Source organism: Micromonospora fulviviridis (genome assembly GCF_014648395.1).
GTDB lineage: Bacteria > Actinomycetota > Actinomycetes > Mycobacteriales > Micromonosporaceae > Micromonospora > Micromonospora fulviviridis.
On record NZ_BMRA01000014.1, the window covers coordinates 62,419 to 86,966 of the forward strand.

General features: G+C 73.8%; 18 protein-coding genes. 5 read left to right on the plus strand and 13 right to left on the minus strand.

The features are described 5' to 3' along the window. Positions 1-163: 163 nt before the first annotated feature. A complete protein-coding gene (locus IEY96_RS28935) occupies positions 164-1,042 on the minus strand; it encodes a LysR family transcriptional regulator (protein ID WP_189197973.1) in 879 nt (292 codons plus the stop codon). Positions 1,043-1,114: 72 nt separating this feature from the next. Here IEY96_RS28935 and IEY96_RS28940 point away from each other — a divergent pair, with 72 nt between their 5' ends. After that, positions 1,115-2,350 (plus strand): MFS transporter, encoded by a 1,236-nt coding sequence (locus tag IEY96_RS28940; RefSeq protein WP_189197974.1) that lies wholly within the window; start codon positions 1,115-1,117, stop codon positions 2,348-2,350. 60 nt (positions 2,351-2,410) lie between these two features. On the opposite strand, the gene IEY96_RS28945 is transcribed toward IEY96_RS28940, so the two are convergent. The 11 genes from IEY96_RS28945 to IEY96_RS28995 all read right to left on the minus strand — a co-directional run bounded on the left by IEY96_RS28945 (position 2,411) and on the right by IEY96_RS28995 (position 17,616). Then, positions 2,411-3,814, minus strand: a complete 1,404-nt coding sequence (locus IEY96_RS28945; RefSeq protein ID WP_189197975.1) for a GH1 family beta-glucosidase — start codon at positions 3,812-3,814, stop codon at positions 2,411-2,413. Beyond that, positions 3,811-6,033: an alpha-xylosidase gene (gene yicI, locus IEY96_RS28950; RefSeq protein WP_189197976.1), complete on the minus strand. Its 2,223-nt coding sequence runs from the start codon at positions 6,031-6,033 to the stop codon at positions 3,811-3,813. Before yicI ends, IEY96_RS28945 begins: the two co-directional genes overlap by 4 nt. After that, positions 6,030-6,908, minus strand: a complete 879-nt coding sequence (locus tag IEY96_RS28955) for a carbohydrate ABC transporter permease (RefSeq protein WP_189197977.1) — start codon at positions 6,906-6,908, stop codon at positions 6,030-6,032. The genes yicI and IEY96_RS28955 overlap by 4 nt, the downstream gene beginning before the upstream one ends. Continuing rightward, complete coding sequence (locus IEY96_RS28960; protein WP_189197978.1) at positions 6,908-7,882, minus strand: carbohydrate ABC transporter permease; 975 nt, start codon at positions 7,880-7,882, stop codon at positions 6,908-6,910. Before IEY96_RS28960 ends, IEY96_RS28955 begins: the two co-directional genes overlap by 1 nt. 66 nt (positions 7,883-7,948) lie before the next feature. Then, complete coding sequence (locus IEY96_RS28965; protein ID WP_189197979.1) at positions 7,949-9,253, minus strand: ABC transporter substrate-binding protein; 1,305 nt, start codon at positions 9,251-9,253, stop codon at positions 7,949-7,951. A gap of 37 nt (positions 9,254-9,290) precedes the next feature. Next, on the minus strand, positions 9,291-10,406 hold the full coding sequence (locus IEY96_RS28970) for a LacI family DNA-binding transcriptional regulator (RefSeq protein ID WP_189197980.1): 1,116 nt from the start codon (positions 10,404-10,406) through the stop codon (positions 9,291-9,293). A 147-nt stretch (positions 10,407-10,553) separates the two neighbouring features. Then, complete coding sequence (locus IEY96_RS28975) at positions 10,554-11,459, minus strand: amidohydrolase family protein (protein WP_189198020.1); 906 nt, start codon at positions 11,457-11,459, stop codon at positions 10,554-10,556. 23 nt (positions 11,460-11,482) lie between these two features. Next, a complete protein-coding gene (locus IEY96_RS28980; RefSeq protein WP_189197981.1) occupies positions 11,483-12,292 on the minus strand; it encodes a metal-dependent hydrolase in 810 nt (269 codons plus the stop codon). Between the two features lie 196 nt (positions 12,293-12,488). Further along, positions 12,489-14,138, minus strand: coding sequence for a serine/threonine-protein kinase (locus IEY96_RS28985; RefSeq protein WP_189197982.1), 1,650 nt, complete (start codon positions 14,136-14,138; stop codon positions 12,489-12,491). Between the two features lie 78 nt (positions 14,139-14,216). Beyond that, positions 14,217-15,542, minus strand: a complete 1,326-nt coding sequence (locus IEY96_RS28990) for a glycosyltransferase family 4 protein (RefSeq protein WP_189197983.1) — start codon at positions 15,540-15,542, stop codon at positions 14,217-14,219. Between the two features lie 130 nt (positions 15,543-15,672). Further along, positions 15,673-17,616 carry an amylo-alpha-1,6-glucosidase gene (locus IEY96_RS28995; protein ID WP_189197984.1) on the minus strand — a complete coding sequence of 648 codons (1,944 nt, stop codon included), beginning with the start codon at positions 17,614-17,616 and terminating at the stop codon, positions 15,673-15,675. A gap of 42 nt (positions 17,617-17,658) precedes the next feature. Here IEY96_RS28995 and IEY96_RS29000 point away from each other — a divergent pair, with 42 nt between their 5' ends. Next, positions 17,659-20,361: an MGH1-like glycoside hydrolase domain-containing protein gene (locus tag IEY96_RS29000; RefSeq protein ID WP_189197985.1), complete on the plus strand. Its 2,703-nt coding sequence runs from the start codon at positions 17,659-17,661 to the stop codon at positions 20,359-20,361. Between the two features lie 36 nt (positions 20,362-20,397). On the opposite strand, the gene IEY96_RS29005 is transcribed toward IEY96_RS29000, so the two are convergent. Further along, positions 20,398-21,735 (minus strand): hypothetical protein, encoded by a 1,338-nt coding sequence (locus IEY96_RS29005; protein WP_229791953.1) that lies wholly within the window; start codon positions 21,733-21,735, stop codon positions 20,398-20,400. A 215-nt stretch (positions 21,736-21,950) separates the two neighbouring features. Between IEY96_RS29005 and IEY96_RS29010 the strand changes: the two genes are divergently transcribed. The 3 genes from IEY96_RS29010 to IEY96_RS29020 all read left to right on the plus strand — a co-directional run bounded on the left by IEY96_RS29010 (position 21,951) and on the right by IEY96_RS29020 (position 24,518). After that, positions 21,951-22,649, plus strand: coding sequence for an HAD family hydrolase (locus IEY96_RS29010; protein WP_189197986.1), 699 nt, complete (start codon positions 21,951-21,953; stop codon positions 22,647-22,649). Positions 22,650-22,671: 22 nt separating this feature from the next. Then, positions 22,672-23,463 (plus strand): DUF4184 family protein, encoded by a 792-nt coding sequence (locus IEY96_RS29015; protein ID WP_189197987.1) that lies wholly within the window; start codon positions 22,672-22,674, stop codon positions 23,461-23,463. A gap of 416 nt (positions 23,464-23,879) precedes the next feature. Continuing rightward, on the plus strand, positions 23,880-24,518 hold the full coding sequence (locus tag IEY96_RS29020; RefSeq protein WP_189197988.1) for a L,D-transpeptidase family protein: 639 nt from the start codon (positions 23,880-23,882) through the stop codon (positions 24,516-24,518). The last annotated feature ends 30 nt before the right edge of the window (positions 24,519-24,548 follow it).

The following is a 24,548-nucleotide window of genomic DNA, read 5'->3' on the forward strand; positions in this document are numbered from 1 at the left end:
CTGCGCGACGCGCGACGAATCAGCGCTCGGGAGGTCTCACAGGGTGTACAACGGCACATCCTCTGCCTGGACGATCTGGCCCGGCAGCACGGTAACGGCGCACCACGGCGCCGCTCCACCGGTTTTCCGGCGCCTCTGCCGCGAGGCTGCGTCCAAAAAGGACCTAGGGTCGGCCGCCGGACGGCCGCTCAAGACCGAGCCGGTCGGCCAGCTCGCCCACCATCGCCGCCAGCGCCGGGGGAGCCGGCCGCCGGGTGACCAGGAAGAGGGTGAAGCGGCCCGGCACCGGCGCCGTCGAGACCTCCTCGTCCGGGCCGGCGTAGACGCGCGCGAGCCCGCGGGGCAGGATGACCGGGCAGCGCAGCAGCCGGCCCATGCGTACCGCGGTCTCGGCCGTGGCCACCCGCTTCGGGCGGCCGCCGAGTTCGGAGAGCCGCCGGTGGAGGGCTTCGGCGGACACGTCGTAGGTGTGTGTGACGACGTCGAGGCCGGCGAAGGGTCGGCGTCCGCCACCGAGTCGTACCCCGGGCGGGGTGAGCACGGCCAGTTGGTCGCTGGCGACCGGCGCCGCGGTCACCGTGGCCGGCAGCCGCATCTGGTTGGCGATCGTGACGAAGGCGGCGTCCAACGAGCCCTCGCCCACCCACTCGACCAGGCGGTCACCGTGGTCGAGGACCTGGTGCACGGTGGCGTCCCGGAGCAGCTCCACCAGCGCGGGGAACAGCCACGCGGCCAGGCTCGCGAACGTCCCCACGCTGAGGACCCGGCCGCGCGCGGCCGCCCGGGTCCGGTCGAAGATGCCCTCCAGGTGATCCAGCACGTGGGCCGCCTCGGCGGCCAGCGCCCGGCCGGCGGGGGTGGGGCGTGCGCCGGTGGTGTCGCGGTCGAACAGCCGCTCGCCGATCCGCCGCTCCAGCGCCGCCAGCCGGTTGCTGGCGGCGGGCTGGCTGATCCGCAGCTCCCGGCCGGCCGCGCCGAGCGAGCCGTGCCGGAGCAGCGCCTCGACGAGGCGCAGATCCTCGACCGAGGGTAGGGAGCTCATAGGCACAGATTATGAGCCGGGCCGGTGATCCGCCGGCTACCCGGGGGCCCGGCCCGGCCACATGATCGGTCCATGACCGTTCGCCGGGACCTCGCCGCCATGCTGACCACCACCTTCGTGACCTGGCTCGGGCAGCGCACCACCGCCGTCGCGCTGCCCCTGGTCGCGCTCGCCGAGACCGGGTCGGCCTGGACCACCGGGCTGGTCGGCGGCGCGGTCGGGCTGCCCATGCTCACCTCCGCCTGGTGGGCCCGCGGCCTGCGGCAGCGGCTCACCACCGGTCGGGCCCTCGCCGGGGTGCTCGCGATCCAGGTGCTCGGCCTGCTCGTCATCCCGGTCGGGGCGGCGGTCGGCACCGTCGGCCCCCTCCACCTGACCGCCACCGGGCTGGTCACCGGCGCCGCCACCACCCTCAGCGGACCCGGACAGCGGGCCCTGCTGGCCGACCTCTGCGACGGCGTCGGCACCGGTCTCGCCGCCCGGATGCTGGCCTGGCAGGACTTTGCCCACCGCAGCACCATGGTCCTGGCGCCGCCGCTGGCCGGCTGGGCGGTCACCGTCGGTGGACCGTTCCGGCTGCTCTGGGCGGAGGCGGCCGGTGTCGCACTCGGGGCCGCCCTGCTGCTGACCGTACGCGGCACCGCCGCGCCCCGGACCGGCGAGCGTGTCGCCGGCGCTCCCGCGCTCCGGCACGTGCTGGCCCGGCACCCCGACGTACGCCGCGCGGTGACCATGGCCGGCGTCGGCGGCCTCACCTGGTTCGCCTTCACCCTCGGGCTGGCCATCCTCGGCGCCGAGACGGGCCGGCCCGGGCTGCTCGTCTCGGCCGGCATGACCGGCTACGGCGCCGGCTCGCTCGGCGGCGCGCTGCTCGCGCCGGTGCTCGTACCCCGGCTGCCGCCGCTGGCCACCATGGCGACCGGTTGGATCCTCCTGGGCGCCACCTTCGCCGCGCTGCCCGCCGTCACCTCGTCGCTCCTGCTGATCGCGTTCCTGGCCGCGGTCGGTGGCTTCGCCATGCCGCTCGGCATCGCCGCCCTCAACCGGCTGATCACCACCCGCACCGAGGGCGCGGAACGGCGGGCGGCCTTCGCCGCGGAGAGCCTCGTGCACGACGGCGCCGTCTCGATCGGCCTGCTCGCCGGCGGTGCGGTCATCGGCCTGGCCGGTGCGGGTCCGACGCTGGTCGTCGCGGGCGCCGCCCAGATCGCCGTCGGGCTCCTCGCCGGCCCCTGGCTGCTCCCGCTTCCGACTCAGGTCCCGGCTCGGACCGTCGACCGGCCGGTCCCGGAGCCGGTGGCCCGGTGACCGGCCGGGCCCGCGGCGGGGCCCATGGTCAGGCGTCGTGGGTCGGGCCGGGCGGGACCGTCAGGCGTCGGGGAGCCGGTTCGTGGTGGCCAGGCGCCGGTACCAGTGGGCGCTGTCCTTCCAGGTGCGCGCCTGGGTGTCGTAGTCGACCCGGATGATCCCGAACCGGCGGTCGTAGCCGTACGCCCACTCGAAGTTGTCCAGCAGCGACCAGACGAAGTAGCCGCGGACGTCGGCGCCCGCCGCGATCGCGTCGGCCACCGCGCCGACGTGCCGGCGCAGGTAGTCCACCCGCCGGTCGTCGTGCACCGCGCCGTCGGGGGACACCACGTCCTCGAACGCGGCGCCGTTCTCCGTGATCATCAGCGGCTGGCCGGGGTGCTCCCGGTGCAGGCGCAGCAGCAGTTCGATCATCCCGCCCGGGTCGATGTTCCAGCCCATCGCGGTGTGCGGACCGGGCTGGGGCAGGAAGTCGACGTCGCCGGCGCCCACCCACGGGGTGTGGGCCGAGGCACCGTGCCCGTCCGCGTCGGACCGGGGCGACGCCCCGTCCCAGGCCCGGACCAGGGTGCTGGAGTAGTAGTTGACGCCCAGCACGTCCAGCGGCACGGCGGCGGTCCGCTCGTCGCCGTCGCGTACGAAGGACCAGTCGGTCACCCCGGCGGTGTCGGCCAGCAGGTCGGCCGGGTACGCCCCGTCGAGCATCGGGCCGAGGAACGCCCGGTTGGCCAGCGCGTCGATCCGGCGTACCGCGTCGTGGTCGGCAGGCGAGTCCGAGGCCGGCCGGATCACGTGCAGGTTCAGCGTGACCGAGAGTTGGGCGGCCGGTGCCAGCTCGCGGACCAGCCGCCCGGCCAGGCCGTGCGCCAGGTTCAGGTGGTGCACGGCGGCCAGCGCCGCGGCCGGCTCGGTCCGCCCGGGGGCGTGCACGCCGGAGGCGTATCCGAGGTAGGCCGAGCACCACGGCTCGTTGAGCGTGGTCCAGGTGTGCACCCGGTCGCCGAGGGCACCGACGATGCCGGCGGCGTAGTCGGCGAACCGGGAGGCGGTGTCCCGGGCCGGCCAGCCGCCGGCGTCCTCCACCTCCTGCGGCAGGTCCCAGTGGTACATCGTGGCGACCGGCTGGATGCCCAGGTCGAGCAGGCGGTCCACCAGCCGGGAGTAGAAGTCCACCCCGGCCGGGTTGAGCCGGCCGGCGCCGCCGGGCTGCACCCGGGGCCAGGAGATCGAGAACCGGTACGCCCCGACCCCCAGCTCCGCCAGGTGGCCCAGGTCATCGGCCCACCGGTGGTAGTGGTCGGCCGCCACGTCCCCGGTGTCCCCGTTGAGCGTCAGCCCCGGCGTGTGGCTGTAGGTGTCCCAGATGGACGGTCCCCGCCCGTCCTCCCGCGCCGCCCCCTCGATCTGGTAGGCGGCCGTGGCCGTACCCCAGACGAAGCCCTCGGGAAACTCGACCGTGCTCATCCCGTCACCTCCACCACGTACCCCGACGAAGTCCCCGACACCAGCTCGGCGCCGGCCGTACCGTCCTGGTAGCGCATCTCGAACTCGGCGCCCGGCCCGCCGTCGGGGGCCGGCACCCGGACCCGGGTCCGCTGCCCCTCCACCGGCGCGAAGAGCCGCAGCCGCACCCCGTCGGCCCAGGCGTAGTCCGGCCGGTCGTCGCGGGCGCCGGTCGGGATCACCGCGCCGGGCCGGACGAGTACCGGCACGCTGTCCACGTCGTGCTTCTCGGTCACCCAGCCCGGGCCGGTCATCCGCTCGCCGGTGACCAGGTGGGTCCAGGTGCCCGCCGGCACGTAGTAGGTCACCAGGCCGTCCGGGCTCAGCACCGGAGCCACCAGCAGGTCCGGGCCCAGCATGTACTGCCGGTCCAGGTACGCGGCGGTCGGATCGTCGGGGAACTCCAGCAGCATCGGCCGCATGATCGGCACGCCCTCCCGGTGCGCCTCCTCGGCGGCCGCCGCCAGGTACGGCATGAGGCGCAGCTTGAGCCGGGTGAAGTGGCGCAGCACGTCCACCGCCTCGTCGTCGAAGAGCCACGGCACCCGGTACGAGCCGGAGCCGTGCAGGCGGGAGTGCGAGGAGAGCAGCCCGAAGGCGATCCACCGCTTGAACACCGCCGCGTCGGGCGTGCCCTCGAAGCCGCCGATGTCGTGGCTCCAGTAGCCGAAGCCCGACGCGGCCAGCGACAGCCCGCCGCGCAGCGACTCGGCCATCGCCGCGAAGGTGGACTCGCAGTCGCCGCCCCAGTGCACCGGGAACTGCTGGCCGCCGGCGGTGGCCGACCGGGCGAAGAGGACCGCCTCGCCCTCGCCGCGTTCGGCTTCCAGCAGCTCGAACACCGTCCGGTTGTAGAGGTAGGAGTAGTAGTTGTGCATCCGCTGCGGGTCGGCGCCGTCGTGCCACACCACGTCGGTCGGGATCCGCTCGCCGAAGTCGGTCTTGAAGCAGTCGACGCCCATGTCGAGCAGGACCTTGAGCTTGCCGGCGTACCAGGCGGCCGCGTCCGGGTTGGTGAAGTCGACCAGCGCCATGCCGGCCTGCCACATGTCCCACTGCCAGACCGAGCCGTCCGGCCGGCGTACCAGGTAGCCGGCCTGCCGGCCCTCCTCGAACAGGTACGACCGCTGGGCGATGTACGGGTTGATCCAGACGCAGACCTTCAGGCCGCGCTCGTGCAGCCGGCGCAGCATGCCCTCGGGGTCGGGGAAGGTCGCCGGGTCCCAGACGAAGTCGACCCAGTGGAACTGCCGCATCCAGAAGCAGTCGAAGTGGAACACCGACAGCGGCACGTCCCGCTCGGCCATCCCGTCGATGAACTCGTTCACCGTCTTCTCGTCGTACGAGGTGGTGAACGAGGTGGACAGCCAGAGCCCGTACGACCAGGCGGGCACCCGGGCCGGCCGGCCGGTCAGCGCGGTGTACCGGCGCAGCACGTCCTTCGGGGTGGGACCGTCGATCACGTGGTAGGTGAGTGACTGCCCCGCCACGCTGAACTGGGCCTGCGACACCACCTCCGAGCCGATCTCGAAGGAGACGTGCTCGGGGTGGTCGACGAAGACGCCGTACCCGGCGCTGCTCAGGTAGAACGGCACGTTCTTGTACGCCTGCTCGCTGGCGGTGCCGCCGTCGGCGTTCCAGATGTCGACGGTCTGGCCGTTCTTCACGTACGCCCCGAACCGCTCGCCGAGGCCGTGGATCGTCTCGCCGACGCCGAGCGCGAGCCGCTCGTGCACGTACGTGCCGCCGTCGGCGTCGGTGACGACGCCGACGCTGCGCTCGGTGGAGGAGGTGACCAGCCGGTCGCCGCGGAGGAAGTCGACCCGCCACGGGCCGGTCAGGGCGACCCGGACGGTCAGCTCGCCGGTGGTGAGGAGGGCGTGCAGCCCGGTGATGTCGACGTGCACCGGGTGGTCGGCGGAGTCGGCGAGGGCGAAGCGGGGCTGCCGGGGCAGCCCGCCGGTGTGGTGGCCGATGGTCACCCCGACCACCCCGGGCGCGGCGGAGAAGAACCGGACGGTGACCACCGGCCGGTTGAGGGTGTCGCCGCGCCCGGTGATCCGGCCGGTCGGGGCGAACACCGTGAACCCGCGCTCGTCCGGCTCCACCGACTCGACCGTGCCGGGGCGCAGCACGCGGACCCCGGGGCGCAGTTGCCAGTACCCGTCGGTGAACTTCACTTCTCGGCTCCTGCCGTGATGCCGCGCGCCAGGGTGCGCTGGAAGATGAGGAAGAACAGGATCGCCGGGACCAGGCTGAGCAGTGACCCGGCGTTGGTGGTGGGGGCGTCCATGAGCCGGTCGCCCTGCAACGAGGCGAGCGCGACGGGGACGGTCTGGGTCTGGTTGTCGATGAGCATGACCAGCGGGATGAGGAACTCGTTCCAGGTCCAGATGAAGAAGAAGACCAGCAGCACGGCGAGGGTGGGTCGCAGGTTCGGCAGCACCACCCGCCACAGGGTCCGCCACTTGCCGGCGCCGTCCAGGGCCGCCGCCTCCAGCAGTTGGCGCGGGAAGGTGCTCAGCACCGAGGCCAGCAGGTAGGTGCCGAACGCGCTCTGGATCACCGTGAAGATGATGATCACCGCGAGCCGGGTGTTGTAGAGCCCGGCCTCCTTGGCGAAGTGGTAGAGCGGGTAGATCAGGGCCTCCTGCGGCAGCATGTTGGCCAGCAGGAACAGGCCGATGATCCAGAGCCGGCCGCGGACCCGGCCGATGCCCAGCGCGTACGCGTTCAGCAGCGAGACCAGCACGCCGGCCACGGCGACCGAGCCGGAGATGAGGATCGAGTTCCACAGCTTCACCGGGAAGTCGACCTGCTCCCAGTAGGTCCGCAGCCCCTTCGTGTAGAACTCCGACGGCCAGCTCAGCGGGCCGTTCGTCGAGTAGTCGCCGGGCGACTTGAAGGCGTTGAGCAGCATGAACGCGAACGGCACCAGCATGACCAGCGCCGCCACCGTGACCAGGGCGAGCACCACCCAGCGGCCCGCGCCGCGGTGGTGCCGGTCCCGGACCCGGCGGGCCCGGCCGGTGGCCGGGGTGATCGTGACGGCCATCAGAGCCCTCCGTCCCGTCGCTCGGCCCGGTTCTGCGCCCGGATGAAGAGCACGCTCACCACCACGATGATCAGCGTGAGCACCATGGAGATCGCCGAGCCGTAGCCGACGTGCAGCTTCTTGAAGAAGGTGTAGTAGGCGAAGTAGGACGGGACGTTTGTGGCGTTCTCCGGCCCGCCCCGGGTGAGCGCGTAGATCGGCCCGAACACCTTCATGGCCGCGATGGTGCAGGTCAGCCCGACCACGAACGTCTCGGGCCGGATCTGCGGCAGGGTGATGGCCCGGAAGCGGCGGAACCAGCCGGCCCCGTCCAGCTCGGCGGCCTCGTAGAGCTCCGGGTCGACCCGCTCCAGCGCCGCCATGAAGACGACCACCGGGTAGCCGATCTGCACCCAGATCATCACCGCCATCACCACGGGCAGCGCGGTGTCCGGGTCGCCGAGCCAGTCGTGCCGCAGCGCGCCGAGCCCGACCGCGTCGAGCAGTCCGTTGAACGCGCCGTCCGGCCGCAGGATCCAGCCCCAGACGATGCCGGCCACCACGACCGGCAGCACCTGCGGCAGGTAGAAGGCGGCCCGCAGCGCGGCGGCGGTGCGCGGCCGGAACCGGCGCCCGATGGCGTCGAAGAGCACCGCGGCGAGCACCAGGCCGACCAGGGTGGGCAGCACCACCATCGCGACGATCATCGCGAGGGTGTTGCGGAACGAGGTCCAGAAGACGTCGTCGTGGAAGAGGTTCCGGTAGTTCTCCAGGCCGATCCAGGTGGGGTCGCCGACCCCGGACCAGCGGGTGAGCGAGAGGTAGCCGGTGTAGACCAGCGGGCCGCCGATGACCAGCAGGAAGAGCACCGCGCCGGGGAGCAGGTAGAGCCAGTACGCCCGGTCGGGGCGGGGGCGGCCCCGCCGGGCGGTCACCGCGGGCGGGGGTGGCGTGGTCGCGCGCTCGGGGGCGGCCACGGTGTCGGGCACTGCCATGGGAGGGTCCTTCCGCGGTGGGGCGGCGGCGCCGGGTCGCGCCGGGCGCCGCCGCCCCCGCCGTCGTCAATCGCGCTTGATCTCCGCGACGCCGTCCTGGTAGGGCTTGGCGATCGCGTCGAGCACCTGCTCGGGCGACTTGGACCGGTTGATCAGCCCCTGGAAGCCGGAGACGAGCACGTCGTAGTAGCCGGGCACCGGCCAGTCCGGGTAGAAGGCCAGGCCGTCCTGGCCGCTGATCGCGTTGAAGTTCTCGATCAGCTTCTTGTCCTTCGGGTCGCTGATCTTGGTCGGGTCGCCGGCGACCGGGACGCCACCGTTGTTGCCGATCAGCGACTGGACCTCGGGCCGCAGCGTGATGTCGACGAAGTCGTACGCCAGGTTCTTGGCCTTGCTGGTGGCCGGGACCACCCAGAGGTTGCCCGACGAGCCGGCGTTGAGCTTGTTGCCGGGGAAGAGGAAGGTGTCCCAGTTGAACTTGATCTCGTCCTTGAACCGGCCGTACCACCAGCTTCCGGAGACGATCATCGGGGTCTTGCCGGCGATGAACGCGGTCCCCATGTCCTCCGCCTTCGCGCTGGCGGAGTCCTTCGACACGTAGCCCTTGCCCACCCACTGCGCGAAGGTCTCCGCGCCGTACTTCAGGGGGTCGGCGTGGAAGTCGACCGGCTTCTTGTAGAGCTGGTAGTCGTCCACGAACGCCCGGTCCGCCTTCGACAGGGCGAGTTGGTAGAAGAGCTGCCCGGCCGGGTACTCGGCGCCCGCCGTGCCCAGCGGGGTGACGCCCTTGCCGACGAAGGTGTCCATGGCCGCGGTCATCTCGTCGAGCGTGGTGGGCACCGGGACGCCGTACTTCGTGAACAGGTCCTTGTTGTAGTAGACCATCACGTACTCGCCGTAGTTCGGCACGCCGAACCAGTTGCCCGAGCCCATCACGCCCTTGTCGTCGTAGCGGGCGGTGGTCTGGAGGCTGGGGCTGAGCGCCTTGTCCCAGCCGCGCTTCGTCGCCTCGGCGGTCAGGTCGGTGAGCAGGCCCTGGGAGGAGAGCAGGCCGGCGGTGGCGTTGCCCTTGTTGTACTCCATGATGTCCGGGCCCTCGGACGAGTTGATGATCATGCCGGCGTTCTGCTGGATCTGCTCGAACGCCTTGCGCTCGAAGCGGACCTCGACGCCGGGGTGCTCCTGCTTGAAGATCTCGATCGCCTTGTCCCAGGCGACGCCCATCGCGCTGTTCGCGCTCTCGTAGTGCCAGAGCTTGAGGACCTTCGCCCCGCCGCCGCCGTCTTCGCCGTCGTCGCCGCAGGCGGTCACGCCGGTCGCCGCGAGCGCGGCCACCACGGCCGCCGCGGCGACTCTCCGGAGTCGCTGCATTGCTAGTCTCCTTGGTGAGTATCGAGCCGGTACTCCCTCAGGCCCGTCGTCGCGTGGCAGCGCGGCGGCGGGCTGCTTCCTCGGTACGTGCCGGTGCCGGCCTGGCAGGGCCGGTCCCGGTCGTGCTGTCGCCACCCGTCGCACGGGGTGGTCCGCTGGAACCGCGGACCTCCAGGACGCAGGGGAGCAGTTGCTGGTGGATCTCGCCGCTGCCGCCGTCGAGGTGCCGCAGCAGCGTCTCGACCGCGATCCGGCCCAGCGCGGAGCCGGGTGAGGTCATCGCGGTGAGCGCCGGTGTCGCCAGCTCGGCGACCTGGGGTGAGGTGACCATGGAGACCACCGAGACGTCGCCGGGCACGCTCAGGCCCCGGCCGGCCAGCTCGCCGAGGATGCCGAAGATGGCGTTCTCGTTCATGGCGAGGACCGCGGTGAGGTCGGGCGCCCGGTCGAACGCCTCGCTGAGCGCTGCCCGCCCGCCGGCCGCGCTGTCCTCCGCGGCGATCATGAGCGGGTCCAGCCCGTGCCCGGTCATCGCCGCCACGAAGGCGTCCCGGGTACGCAGCGCCGGGCCGTAGCCGTGCGCGATGGTCGCCGTCGAGTGGTTCACGTAGACGATCCGCCGGTGCCCGAGCCCGACCAGGTGGTCGACGGCGTCGCGGACCGTCCGGTCGAAGTCGATGTCGACGTACGACAGGCCGGTGGTGTCGCCGGTCCGCCCGATCAGCACCAGCGGGACGCCCAGCTCGCGCAGCAGGTCCACCCGGGGGTCGTCGAGCTGCACCTCCATCGGCAGCGCCCCGTCGAGCATCCGCTGGCTGGCCAGCCGGCGCAGCTCGTCGGTGTCCGCCACGCCGATGGGGGAGAGCACCAGGTGGTAGCCGGCGGCGCTGGCGGCGGCGGCCGCTCCGGTGACGAAGGCGGTCTCGGTGGCGCCCAGCCCGCGCTCGTCCATCGGCATGAGCAGCCCGAGGATCCGGCTGCGCCGGCTGGCCAGCCCGCGGGCCATCGCGTTGGGCTGGTAGTCCAGCTCCGCCATGGCGGCGTGCACCTTGTCGCGCGTGGCCTGGGAGATCGGGCGGGTACCGGTGAGCACGTACGACACGGTGCTGACCGACACGCCGGCGCGGCGGGCGACGTCCTGCATGGTGGCCATCCCGCACCTCCTCCGGCCCTCCCCGGGCGCTGTCCCGGGTGGTTGTCGAAGCGCTTCGACGAAGCGTTTCGACAGAAGGTAGGTCAGGTGTTACACCCACGTCAATAGCCGGTGACAAGATGGGGTCGCCGGCGCGGCCGGCCCCGCTCAGGCCAGGTCGAACAGCGCGGCGGCGGCGTCCCAGCAGACCGCCCGCAGCCAGTCGTCACCCAGGTCGAGCCGGGCCAGCCCGGCGAGCTGCTCCGCGTACGGGTAGGGGATGTTCGGGAAGTCGCTGCCGAGCAGAACCTTCCCGGCCAGCCCCAGCTCGCGCAGCCGCGGCAGCTCCGCCTTCGGGAACGGCACGAACCGGTCGAAGAACGAGGTGAACGCCATCGTCGTGTCCAGCCGTACGCGCGGGTACCGCTCGGCCAGGTCGAGGAAGGCCGCGTAGTCCGGGGCGCCCAGGTGCGCCACGACGGCGGTCAGCGCGGGGTGCCGGGCCAGCATCGCGGCGAACGACGCCGGTCCGGTGTGCGCGGTGCCGACCGGGGCGTGCCCGGCGTGCACCACCACCGGCACGCCCGCCTCGGCCAGCAGCCCCCACACGCCGTCCAGCGCCGGGTCGGTCGGCGCGAAGCCGCCCACCTGGACGTGCACCTTGAACACCCGGGCGCCGGCCGCGAGCGCGTCCGCCACGTAGCGCGTGGCCGCCGGCTCCGGGAAGAAGGTCGCCGAGGGCAGGCAACCCGGGGTACGCGCGGCGAAGTCCAGCGTCCAGGTGTTCAGCGACTCGGCCATGCCGGGCCGGTGCGGGTACGCCAGCGCGGTGAACATCCGCACGCCGAGCCGGCGCAGGTGCGCCACCCGGGCCTCGTCGTCCCACCGGTAGCGGATCGGCCACTCGGTGCCGACCAGCGGCCCGGCCGCGTCGAAGTACGCCCACACCTTGCGCAGCAGGCGGGGCGGCAGGAAGTGGGTGTGCACGTCGGCGAGCCCGGGCAACCCGAGCCGCCCCCAGAACTCGGGCACCGCCGCGTCCTCGGCCGGCGGCCGGGTGTGGTCCGCGGGCACCTCGTCGCCGTCGACCAGGTCCGTCACACCTCGATGTTGAACCGCTGGAGCACGGAGGGCGCGACCAGCCCCACCGCGGCGAGCACGGAGAGCACGGTCAGCGCCGCGCGCAGCACGATCGTCTCGGCCTTGCTCCCGGTACGCAGGGCGATGCCGTTGGGCAGCCCGATCATCGTCCACATCCGCCGCTTGATCGGGATGGGCCAGAGGATCGGCACTCCCGCCTTGGTGATCATGTCGCCGAGGATGTGCACGAAGCAGCCCACCCCGACCGCGGTGCCGATCAGCGGATAGCCACGGTCGCCGGGCAGGTTGGCGAAGGTGAACCAGGCCGCGGCCGCCGACAACAGGGTGACGACCACCCAGCCGGCCCGCTCGGCCCACTCGTCGAAGAGCCCGCGCAGCGCCAGGCCGATCATGAAGAAGAGGATGCTGACCACCGCCCACTTGCCGTACGCGGCGCAGAGCGCGGTGGTGCCCCAGCCGACCAGCAGGGTGAACGGGAGGGTGTGGGTGAGCGTCCGGTGCCCGTTGTTGCGGCGCGGGTCCCTGCTGAGCTTGGTCGCGTAGTAGACGCCCAGCGAGATCTTCTCCATCACCTCGGCGATGAAGAGGCTGAACACCCCGAAGGTCCGGGCCACGGTGGCGCCGCCCTGGTTGCGGGTCACCTTGCCGGAGAGGTCGAGGTCGGGGAAGAGCGCCCCGCCCGCGCAGACCGCGGTGCCGACCGCCAGCGCGAGTGGCGTCTGGTGGTAGTCGGCGAACTGGTCCAGCGCCCAGGACCCGGTCAGCCACACCGCCGCGCCGGACAGCGCGTGGGACGGTCCCATCATCTCGGCTCGCCCTCCCCAGAGATCTTGATCGCCAAAACTACGCCACTGTAGTTAGCCGTCGGGCCGCGGGGCATCACCCGGACGGTCCACTGGGGAGGGGTTCGCGGGCCGTCCGGCCGGTGCCCCCGGACCACCAGGGAGTATGTCGTCCCGGCCCCGGCGGGCCCGGGCAACTGTCGGGGATGGGACGCCCGTGTCAGCCGGCCGCGCGGGTGGCGCGGTCCGGCCGGAAACTGTCCCGGATCAGCGCCAGCTGCGCGGCTCCGGTGGACCAGTCGGCGTCGGTGGTGGTCCACCCGAGCGTCCACCCGCCCGCGTCGCCGGGCAGCACGCGCAGCGCGTGCAGCCGCTCCCCGTACGGGGCGGTCCAGCGGCACTCCCACTCCGCGCCGCCGCCGCCGGCGGCCAGCCGCACCCGCTCGTACCCGGGCAGCCGGCCGCCGGTGGTGAGGTCCTGCTCGGCCGCCCGCAACTGGCCCACCGGGTCCCCGCCCGGGTACGGCTCGATGCCGAGGATCCGCCGGGTGGCCGGGTCCTGGAAGCAGGTGGTGCTGCCGGAGCGCAGTTCCAGCCAGCCGGCCGGCACCGCGACCCGGAAGCCGGCCGTGTCGGCGTACCAGATCCAGCCGGCCGGGAGGGTGAGCGCCGCGTCCGCGGGCGGCGGGCCGGCCCGCACCGGCGTGCCCGTGGCCTCGGGCCGGACGCAGGGGAACGGGGGCGGTGGTACGCCGGGCGGCGGGCCACCGGGCGGGCCGGGACGGCGGTCCCAGGGCTCCTCCGGCGCGCCGGCGTGCGGGTCGCCGCCCGGCCGCCCGTCGTGGTCGTCGGTGACCGCCAGCGCGGTGCCGACACCCGCCGCCACGGCGAGCACGGTGGCGGCCGCCGCGAGCCCCCAGCGTCGGGCCGCGGCCCGGCGCCGGCGGCTCGGGTGATCGCCGCCGTCCGCGGCGGCCGGCCCGGCCGGTGCCGCCGCCGGCCCGACCGCGCCGGCCGCCGGGGCGGCGTGGGACGGCCGGGCCGGCACGTCGACGCCCGGCGCCGCGGCGGCGGCCAGCAGCCGGGCCGCGTCGTCGTGGCCGAGGCGGTGCCGCGGGTCGCGGCGGAGCAGCCCGGCCAGCACCGGCGCCAGCGGGCCGGCGTGCGGCGCCGGGTCCGGCGGCTGGCTGGCCAGTGCGGTCAGCGTGGCCATCGCGGTGCTGCGGGCGTACGGGGACCGGCCCTCCACGGCCGCGTGCAGGGTGGCGCCCAGCGACCACAGGTCCGCCTCGACGCTGGACACCCCCTCGGCGGCCCGCTCCGGGGCCACGTACTGCGGGGAGCCGAGGACCAGGCCGGGGCGGGTCATCATCCCGTCGCCGCCGTCGAAGACGGCCAGCCCGAAGTCGGTGAGCAGCGCCCGGCCGTCCCGGGCCAGCAGCACGTTGCCGGGCTTCACGTCCCGGTGCAGCACCCCGGCCTCGTGCGCGGCGCGCAGCGCGGCCAGCACCGCCAGCCCGATCGTGGCGGCCCGGCGCGGGTCCACCGGCCCGTCCGTCTCGACGATCTCCTGGAGCGACCGGGACGGGACGTACTCCATGACCAGCCACGGGTCGCCGTCGACCCGGACCACGTCGTAGACCCGGACCACGTTCGGGTGGCTGAGCCGGGCGGCCGTCCGCGCCTCGCGGAGCGTCCGGCCGCGCAGCTCGTCGCGTTCGTGGGGGGCGAGCCAGGCCGGCGGCACCACCTGCTTCACCGCCACCTCGCGGTGCAGCATCTCGTCCCGGGCCCGCCAGACCCGGCCCATCCCGCCGCGTCCAACCAGGTCGAGCAGGCGGTACCGGCCGGCGATCACTACCTGCTGCACCGCACTCCTCACCGCTGGTGGAGGTCCACAATAGCCAACAGATCGGGCGACACCTATCGCCCGAGCGGGCGGCGCGGCTCAGCTCGCGGCTCCGGCCAGCAGATTTCCGTCCGGGATGGCGATGGCGGACCGGTCACCGGCCAGCAGCCCCGTCGCCCGGCGGGCCTGGAACGCGCCGTGCTCGCGGCGGGCGGTGGCGTAGGTGCCGGCGGTCCGGGCGGCGATGGCGGACCAGGCGTAGCGCTCGGCGACCATGGCGCGGGCGCGGCGGGCCACCCGGCGGGCGAAGACCTCGTCGCCGAGCAGCCGGTCGACCGCGCCGGCCAGCGCGTCCGGGTCGCCGTGCGGGAAGGTCACCCCGGTCACCCCCGGCTCGACGATCTCGGCCAGGCCGCCGGTGTCCGCCACCGCGAGGGGCGCGCCGGCGGCGGCCGCCTCCAGGGCGATCATGCCGAACGGCTCGTAGAGGCTGGGGATCACGGTCGCGTCGGTGGCGCCGAGGACGGCCGGGAGCTGGGTGGCGTCCAGGAAGCCGGCGAACCGGACGGTGTCGGTGAGGCGCAGCCGGCGTGCCTGGTCGACCAGCTCGTCGCGGTACGGGCCGTCGCCGGCGATCACCACCCGCAGGCCGGGGTGGCGGTCCCGCAGGTACGGCACGGCGTGCACCAGGTGCTGCACGCCCTTCTCGTACACCAGCCGGCCGGCGTACCCGACCAGGGGGCCGTCCCCGGCGAACCGGGCCCGGGCGGCGGAGACCGCGCGGGGGCGGGCGTGCCAGGCCCGGTCGTCCACACCGTTGGGCACCACGTCGATCCGCCCGGCCGGCACGTCGAACAGCCGCGCCACCTGGTCGCGCATGTAGCCGGAGCAGGCGATCACCCGGGCCGAGGCGTTGCTCAGCCAGTGCTCGACGCCGTGGATGGTGCGGTTCATCTCCGCCGGCAGCCAGCCCTGGTGCCGGCCGGCCTCGGTGGCGTGGATGGTGGTGACCAGGGGCAGGTCCAGGTGCTCGGCCAGGGTGACCGCGGTGTGCGCGACCAGCCAGTCGTGGGCGTGGATGACGTCGTATGCGCCGGACTCGGCGGCGCGCAGCGCCACCCGGGTGAGGGTGTGGTTGAAGGCCATGGTCCAGGCCAGCAGCGAGTCGGTGGCGAGCGGGAACCGGACCGGGTCCTCGGCGGCCCGCAGGACGCGCACGCCCTCGGCGTACTCCTCCAGGGGGACGCCCTCGGCGTGCCGGGTGACGACGGTGACCTCGTGCCCGGCGGCGGCCAGGGCGACGGACAGGGCGTGCACGTGGCGGCCGAGGCCACCGACGAGCACGGGTGGGTACTCCCAGGACAGGATCAGCACCCGCTGGTGCCGGGCGGGCTGGATGTCGATCACTTCGGCGTCAGCTGACATGCGGCCCCCTTGGAGTTGTGGTTCCCGCACCGCCCGACGGCACCGCGTGGGGCGCGTCGTGGGGTCGCAGCCCATCCTGCCCAGCGGTCGATAACCAGCGGAGACGCGCCGGTTGCCGGTCTGTAACGCGTTACCGGCGCGCCCGCCGGACGCGCAGCAGCTCGGCCACCGACCACGCCTGGAACGGGCAGCCGGTGGCGGCGTGCGGGGCGAGCCCGTCGGCGGTCTCGCTCACCGAGCCCAGGCCGTACTCGGTCAGGTGCCCCTCCAGCCCCACCAGCAGGTCGTCGGTGGGCAGGCCGGCCCGGCGGTACGCGTCGACGAACGGCCCGATCAGCCAGGGCCAGACCGTGCCCTGGTGGTAGCCGGAGTCCCGCTCGGCCGGGCCGCCCCGGTGCCGGCCGACGAAGCCGGGGGAGTCGGGGGCGAGGCTGCGCGGTCCTAGCGGGGTGAACAGCGCCTCGGTGACCCCGCGCAGGGTGGCCTCGTCCGGTTCGAGGGGCGCGTACGGCAGCGACCAGGCGAGCAGCTGGTTGGGGCGGAGCAGGTCGTCGTCCTGGTGCGGTGCCCCGCCGAGCGGGTACGCGGGCGCCGGCGCGTCCACCACGTCGTGCAGCCAGCCGGCCGGCGTGGGGAAGCGCTCCCGGAACGCGGCGGCGGCCCGCGCGTGCCGGCCCCGCAGCTCGGTGGCGTCCTGTCCGGCCAGCTCGGTCAGCTCGGCGAGCCCGGCCAGCCCGTTCACCCAGAGCGCGTTGACCTCGACCGGTTTGCCGGTGCGCGGGGTGACCGGCACCCCGTAGACCCGGGCGTCCATCCAGGTGAGCGCGACGTCCGGCGGGCCGCCCTGGGTGAGTAGCCCGTCCGTCGGGTCGACCCGGATGCCGTAGCGGGTGCCCGCCACGTGCGCCGCCACCACGCCGTGCAGCGCCGGCAGCAGTTCCGCGCCGAGGTCGGTGTCCCCGGTGAGGGCGACGTGCCGGCTCACCGCGTGCAGGAACCACAGCGTCGCGTCGACGGTGTTGTGCTCCACCCGACCGGTGTCGGCGGTGTTGGCGAGCATCCCCTGCGACAGCGTGGCCGCGTACGCCCGCAGCAGGTCCCGCCCCTCGTCGCCGCGGTTGGTGCGGAGGAAGAGCCCCTCGTAGGAGGTCATGGTGTCCCGCGACCAGGCCCCGAACCAGGGGTAGCCGGCCACCACGTCCGGGCCGGTGGACGTGCGCACCACGAACGCGTCGGCGGCCAGCGCCAGGGTCGCGTCGACGTCGTCGTCCGGCTTCGCGGCGGCCACCACCGCCCGGTGCCGCCGCCGGGCCGACTCGACCAGCGCGGTGGCCGGCGGCGGCTCCTCGGCCAGGTCGTCCGCCCAGGCCAGCACGGACACCTCGGCGCCCGGCTCGTCGAGGGCCCCGGAGAACCGGCCCGCGTACCAGAGGTCCTCGTCGGGGTGCAGCCCGCGCGCCGCCTCCTCCCGGTGCCGCGCGCCCAGCCACCACCGCCCCTCCGGCGTCCAGTCGGGCCCGGCCAGCCGGAACGCGCCCTCCACCACCGCGCCGCCGGCCACCTGCTCCAGCCGCGGGGCGGGGCCGTCCGCCCGCCGCTCGCCGTGCGCGTCCCGCCAGGTGCAGGCCGCGGCCAGGTCGAGCCGGACCGGGCCGCCGGAGATCAGCCGGTGCACCACCGCCACGCAGGACCGGCCGTACGCCATGGCGATCTCCCGCTCGATCACCACGTCGCCGATCCGCCAGCGCCAGCGGGGGACCCCCTCGGTGAGGTCGAAGCGCTCCAGCAGCTCGAAGCCGCGCGGGTCGACCACGCCGGAGGACCACTCGTGCGCGCCCAGCCGGGCCTGCTGCCCGGACGGCAGGGTCACCGCCGGGTCGAGGCTGACCAGTCCCACCCTGCGGGCGGCGGGCGTCTCCCCGGCCACCACGAGCAGCCCGTGGTAGCGACGGGTGCGCAGCCCGGCGACCGTGCCCATGGCGTAGCCGCCGCGCCCGTCGGTGAGCAGCCACTCCCGGGTCGACGAGGCGGACAGCTCCCCGCAGACCTGCGGACCGAAACGAATGTCGATCAACTTTCCTCCACCACCGGCGGGGTGTCACCCGCCACGACGACAATGGCCCCTGTGGAGATGTACCCCGGCGGCGTCGAAGATGTGCAGGTGATCACTGACCGCCCGACCTCCGCGACCCCCGACCCCGAGCGGCACCGGCTCGCCCAGGCCGACGCCGGGGAGCAGGACTGGCGCGCATGGGGTCCCTATCTGTCCGAGCGGGCGTGGGGGACGGTACGGGAGGACTACAGCGAACACGGCACGGCGTGGGACTACTTCCCCCACGATCACGCGCGGTCCCGAGCCTACCGGTGGAACGAGGACGGAATGGCGGGCGTCTGCGACGACCGGCAGACGTTCTGCTTCGCCCTCGCCCTGTGGAACGGGCGGGACCCGATCCTCAAGGAGCGGATGTTCGGGCTCGGCGGCGACGGCGGCAACCACGGGGAGGACGTGAAGGAGTACTGGTGGTACGAGGACTCCACGCCCACCCACTCCTGGATGCGCTGGCGCTACCACTACCCGCAGGCCGCCTTCCCCTACGACGAGCTGGTCGCGGTGAACGCGCTGCGCGGCCGGGACGACACCGAGTACGAGCTGGTCGACACGGGGATCTTCGACGACGACCGGTACTGGGCGGTGACCGTCGACTACGCCAAGGCGTCCCCGACCGACCTGTGCGTGCTGATCACGGTGGCCAACCGGGGGGACACCGACGAGACCCTGCACGTGCTGCCCACCCTCTGGTTCCGCAACACCTGGGCGTGGGGGCTGCCCGGCGCCGACCGGGTGCCCCGGCTCGTGGGCGACGGCGCCCGGCTGATCGGTGAGCACCGGGTGCTCGGCCAGCTCCTGCTGGAGGGGGACGGCGCGCCCACGCCGCTGCTCTGCGACAACGACACCAACGCCGAGCGGCTGTGGGGGCTGCCGGGGCGGTCGGCGTACCCGAAGGACGGGATCAACGACCACGTGGTGGCCGGAGCGGCCACCGTCAACCCGGACCGGGAGGGCACCAAGGGCGCGCTGCACTACGTGCTGGACGTGCCGGCCGGCGGGCAGCGGCAGATCCGGCTGCGGCTGACCCGCACCGCCCCGCCGCCGGCGAGCGACCCACCGCCCCCGGCCGACCTCGGCGACGGGTTCGACACGGTGCTCTGGGCCCGGCGCGCCGAGGCCAACCGGTTCTTCGACAGCGTCATCCCGGCCGCCGCCAGCGCCGACGAGGCGCTGGTGGCCCGGCAGGCCATCGCCGGGCTGATGTGGGGCAAGCAGTTCTACCACTTCGACGTGAAGCGCTGGCTGGAGGGCGACCCGGGCTCCACGCCGCCGCCGGCCGGCCGCCGGCACGGGCGCAACAGCGCCTGGTGGCACATGAACAGCTTCGACGTGATCTCCATGCCGGACCCGTGGGAGTACCCCTGGTACGCCGCCTGGGACCTGGCCTTCCACTGCGTCACGATCGCCCGGGTCGACCCGAGCTTCGCCAAGGAGCAGCTGCTGCTCCTGCTCCGCGAGTGGTACCTGCACCCGAACGGGCAGATCCCGGCGTACGAGTGGGCGTTCGGCGACGTGAACCCGCCGGTGCACGCCTGGGCGGCGCTCAAGGTGTTCGAGATCGACGGCTCCCGGGACCACGAGTTCCTCGCCCGGGTGATGCACAAGCTGCTGCTCAACTTCACCTGGTGGGTCAACCGGAAGGACACCGGCGGCAACAACGTGTTCGAGGGCGGCTTCCTCGGGCTGGACAACGTCGGCCCGTTCGACCGGTCGGCCGCGCTGCCGGTGGCCGGGGTGCTGGAGCAGTCCGACGGCACCGGCTGGATGGCCATGTACGCGCTCAACCTGCTCGACATGGCCATCGTGCTGGCCGAGCACGACCGGGCGTACGTGGACACCGCGACGAAGTTCTTCGAACACTTCGCGTACATCGCCGCGGCCGCGTACGACCAGGGGCTCTGGGACGACGAGGACGCGTTCTTCTACGACGTGCTGCGGCAGGCGGACGGCACGAAGGTGCCGCTGAAGGTCCGTTCGGTGGTCGGGCTGCTGCCGCTCGCCGCGGTCACCCGGCTCACCGCGCGTACGCTGCACCGGCTGCCCGAGCTGGGCGCCCGGCTGCGCTGGTTCCTCACCAACCGCCCCGAGTACGCCGAGGTGATCGGCGCCCGCCGGCTCGGCCCGGACGGCCGGCAGCAGCGGCTGCTCTCCATGGTCGGCCCGGACCAGGTCGTCCGGCTGCTCGCCCGGATGCTCGACACCGACGAGTTCCTCTCGGAATACGGGCTGCGCACCCTCTCCCGCGCTCACCTGGACAAGCCGTTCACGGTCACCCTGAGCGGCCAGGAGTTCGGCGTCGGCTACGAGCCGGCCGAGTCGACCAGCGGCCTGTTCGGCGGCAACTCCAACTGGCGTGGCCCGATCTGGATGCCGACCAACTTCCTGCTGATCAGCGCGCTGCGCGACTACGCCGCCTTCTTCGGCGACGACCTCCAGGTGGAATACCCGACCCGGTCCGGGGTGAAGCGCACGCTCGACGAGATCGCCGACGACCTGTCGGCCCGGCTGATCTCGCTGTTCACCCGGGACGGTTGGGGCCGGCGGCCGATCTACGGCGCGGCCCAGCTCTTCCAGACCCACCCGGACTGGCGGGACCTGATCTGCTTCCCGGAGTACTTCCATGGCGACAACGGCGCCGGCCTCGGCGCCTGGCACCAGACCGGGTGGACGGCCCTGGTGGCCGACCTGATCCTCACCCTGCGCCGCTGACGGTGGGGCGCGACGGAACCGCCGCGCCCCACCAACTCACGGGAGCGGGAGGAACGCCACCCGCGCGTGGTACTCGCCGGCCACCGTGACGGTGTCGCTGCCGACCCAGAGGCCCCGGTCGGTGGCGTACAGCTCCGCGGTGCCGACGCCCCGGTCCTTGGTCGGGTTCCAGGCCAGCGCCTTGCCGGTGGTCGGGTGGATCGCCCCGATCCCCGGCCGGGACACCGCGCCCGCGCCGGCCGAGTTGCGCCCGTACGGGTTGTCCAGCCAGCGCTGGTGGCCGCCGACGTAGACCGCCGCGCCGGTGATCGCCACCGAGAGCAGGGTGTCGCCGCCGGTGTAGTTCACCCAGGTCGGCTGCTTGCCGCCGGCCTCCGTGCCGAACTCGAAGCGGGACGCCGCGTCGCAGAGCGTGCCGGGGAACGCGGCGCCGGTGGTGACTGCCACGAACCAGGTGCCGTCCGGGGAGATGTCCACCCCGCGCAGGTAGGTGGGCATGGACGCGGCGCACTGCGGCTGGTAGCGCAGCGTCGACCAGCCGGAGAGCGTCGCCCCGGTGTCGCTCAGGTTCGCCACCGCGAGCTGGTGGCGCGCCACGCCGGCCACGGAGCTGAAGTTGCCCACGAAGACCAGCCGCCGGCCGTCGGCGGAGACGTCCAGGGCCTCGATCTTGACCGGGGCGGTGGCGCCGGTGGTGGTCTTCCGGGGTCCCTCGATCCGCAGGTTCACCGAGGCGTCGGCGGCGCCCGTGGTGGCGTTCAGGGCGGCCAGGGCGCGGCGGGTCACCCCGCCGACGGTCTGGAACGCCCCGCCGAGGATCAGCCGGTTGCCGACCAGCCGCATGTCGTTGACCTGGTTGTTGAGCGCCGCCGGGGCGAACCCGGCGACCCGGGCGCCGGTGGCCGCGTCGACCCGGGCCACCCGCGGGGCGGCCACGCCGTTGACCGTGGTGAAGGCGCCACCGATGTAGAGCGAGCGGCCGTCCGGCGAGGCGGCGAGCGCCTTCACCGTGCCGTTGACCACCGGCCGGAACGTGGTGTCGATCCGGCCGGTGGTGGCGTCGACGGCCACCAGGCGCGGCATCGCCAGCTGGGCGGTCTGCCCGGCGTTGCGGACCTTGGTGAACGAACCGGCCAGGTACACCCGGTTGCCGATCTGGAGGATCCGGTACACGGTCCCGTCGAGGGCGTGCGGCGTCCAGTCCACGGGGTTGACGCCGACCACCGTGGAGTGTGCGGCGTTGACCGCGAGGGCCGGGGAAGCGGGAAGCGCGCCGCCCGCGGCGGCGAGCGCGGCCACCACGGCGGTGGCCGCCCTCCGGCGACGCCGGCGCCGTGCCGGGGTCGCGCGGGGCTGATCGCGTGAGGTCGTCATCGCCGAAGCATGCCGCCCCGGGCCGGGTCGGCGCAGTCGGGTTCCCGCCGCCCGTCGCACGGCGTTCGGCCAGTCCGGACGGTCCGTCCGTCCGGTCGGGGATGATCTTGTCGGTCGATCCCGGCCGATCCCGGCCCGGCGCGCCGGAAACCCGGGTGCCGGGGCGGGCCGCGGGCAGTACCGTGTCCCGGTCCGCCACACGGGAGGAGTACGCGATGCCACAGCGCCGGGAAGCCGCGGTGCTGGTCTTCGACGCCGACGACACGCTCTGGGAGAACAACGTGCTCTTCGAGCGGGTGATCGACGACTTCCTCACCTGGCTGGACCATCCGACGCTGGACCGGATCCAGATCCGGGCGGTGCTCGACGACATCGAGCGGGCCAACGCGATCGCGCACGGCTACGGCAGCAAGGTCTTCCTGCGCAGCCTGGGGGAGTGCCTGGAGAAGCTGCAGGCCCGCCCGGCCACCGACCGGGAGCGCGCCGAGATCGACGACCTGGCGGCGGCGCTGGTCGGCCACCAGGTGGAGCTGATGCCCGGTGTGGCGGAGACCCTGGACGACCTGGCCACCCGGCACGAGCTGCTGCTGCTCACCAAGGGGGAGCGCGAGGAGCAGCAGCGCAAGCTCGACGCCTGCGGGCTGCTGCACCACTTCCGCGCCGCGCACATCGTGCCGGAAAAGGACGTCGACACCTACCGCTGGCTGGCCCGGGAGCACGCCTTCGACCCGGCCGCCGCCTGGATGGTCGGCAACTCCCCGCGCTCGGACATCCTGCCGGCCCGGGCCGCCGGCCTGAACGCGGTCTTCATCCCCAACGAGAACACCTGGGTGCTGGAGCACGACGAGCTGGACCCGTCCGACCCCGGGGTGATCCGGCTGGCCGCCTTCCCCGACCTGCTCCGGCACTTCTGATCCGGCCGGTAACGTCCGGGGAGTGCCGCTGACCTTCCCGTCGCACCTCGCGCCGGTGCTGCCGCTGAAGCTCTGGCGGCCGCACTGGTTCGACGGGGTGGCGCTGTCCACCGGCGCGGTCGCCCCGGACGTGGGCTACCTGCTCACCGGCACCGCGCTCGCCCCCGGGCTGCGGACGCACACCCTCGGCGGGCTGCTCTGGTGGTGCCTGCCGGTCGCCCTCGGCTACGCCTGGGTCGTCCGCCGGGTGATCGCCGGAGTCGCCGTGCACCTGCCCGGCCAGCGGCTGTTCGGCTGGCCCGACCACGCCGCGCTGGCCGGCGTTCGGCATCCCTGGCAGGTCACCGTCTGCTCGGCGCTGATCGGCGCGTTCAGCCACGTGGCCTGGGACCGGATCACCCACAGCGACCGGTGGCCCCGCCTGCTCGGCATCGCCGACTTCCACGCCCTGACCGGGCTCTACTGGTGGCAGCTGTCCGACGTGACGGGCACCCTCGGCGGCGGGTTGCTGGTCGCCGCCCTGGCGGTGCGCGCCGCCCGCCGGCGTGAGATCTTCGAGGGTGTCCGGCCGCCGGCGCCGCCGGCCCGGCCGGGCGTGTTCTGGGCCGTGGCCCTGGCGGTCACCGGGCTCGGGACGCTGGTGCTGCCAGGCCTGCCGGCGGCCACCGTTCCGGCGCCGGCCGGGGTGCGCCTGCTGCACCTCGCGGCGGTCGCCCTCATCGCCGGGGCGGCCGCGGCCGGAGCCCTGACGGCGCCCTCGCCGGACGCCGCGCGCAGTGATCGCCTCGAAGACAAACAGCGCCCGTCCGGCTGACCCTGTTACGCCGACATGCCGTATTTCAACGTTGGCATCAATCACATTCTCCCGGGGCCGCCGAACCTTGTCCGACCTGCGGGAACCTGCTTAACCTGAGCCCGCGCCCACGCCTCTTCGGGGTGAGACGGGGGCGCGCCGAAGTCCGGTAGTTGGGCACCGTGGAGCTGAGTGCAGGCGGGCCGGCTCGCCGTGTTGAGCCCGGCGTTGGCGGCGTGCCACGCCTGCCGCGCTCGCAACGGCGAATTACCGCTACCACGCCGGACGGCTGGGGGTCAGGACCGGGGAGTTGCGGACCCGGTCCTGACCCGTCCGGCCACCTCCCGTCACCTCGATCCGGCCACCTCCCGCGACCTCGCGAAGATCACCCGGACGGGGGCGGTGCGCGGCCCCGGCTCCGTGCGAGGATCCTCCGCGTGAAGCCGACGAAGGCCGCCCGGTTGACCTCCCTGCCAGCGGGAACGGCGCAGGTCGTCATCGTCACCGGGGAGGGTTGGCGCACCACCCACGCCACCCTGGAGACGTACGACCGCGCCGGCGACCACTGGCGACCGGCTCTGCCCCCGCTGCCGGCCCGGATCGGCGCGGACGGCTTCAGCGACCGGCACGTCGAGGGCGTGCCGACCACCCCGACCGGCGTCTACGCCATCGGCCCCACCGTCTACGGCATCGCCGCGGACCCGGGCGTGCGCCACCCGTACCACCGGGTCGCCGCCGACGACTGGTGGAACGCCGAGCCGGACTCCCCGCACTACAACAGCTTCCAGCGCTCCGCCGAGCCGTTGGGCGGCCAGAGCGAGGCGCTGTGGCGGGAGGACCCCGCGTACACCCACTTCGCGGTGATCACCTACAACATGCCGCCGACCGTCCCGGCTCCGGTGCCGCACGCCGGCAGCGGCATCTTCCTGCACCAGTTCAGCCGCGCCGGGGGCAACCCGACGGCCGGCTGCGTGAGCCTGTCCCACGAGCACCTGGTCGCGGTGCTCACCTGGTTCGACCCCGGGGCGGCGCCGCACATCGTGCTCACCCCCGCCGAACGCCTCGACCGCTACTGATCCCCCCGCCCCCACGAGCCGCCAGGACCG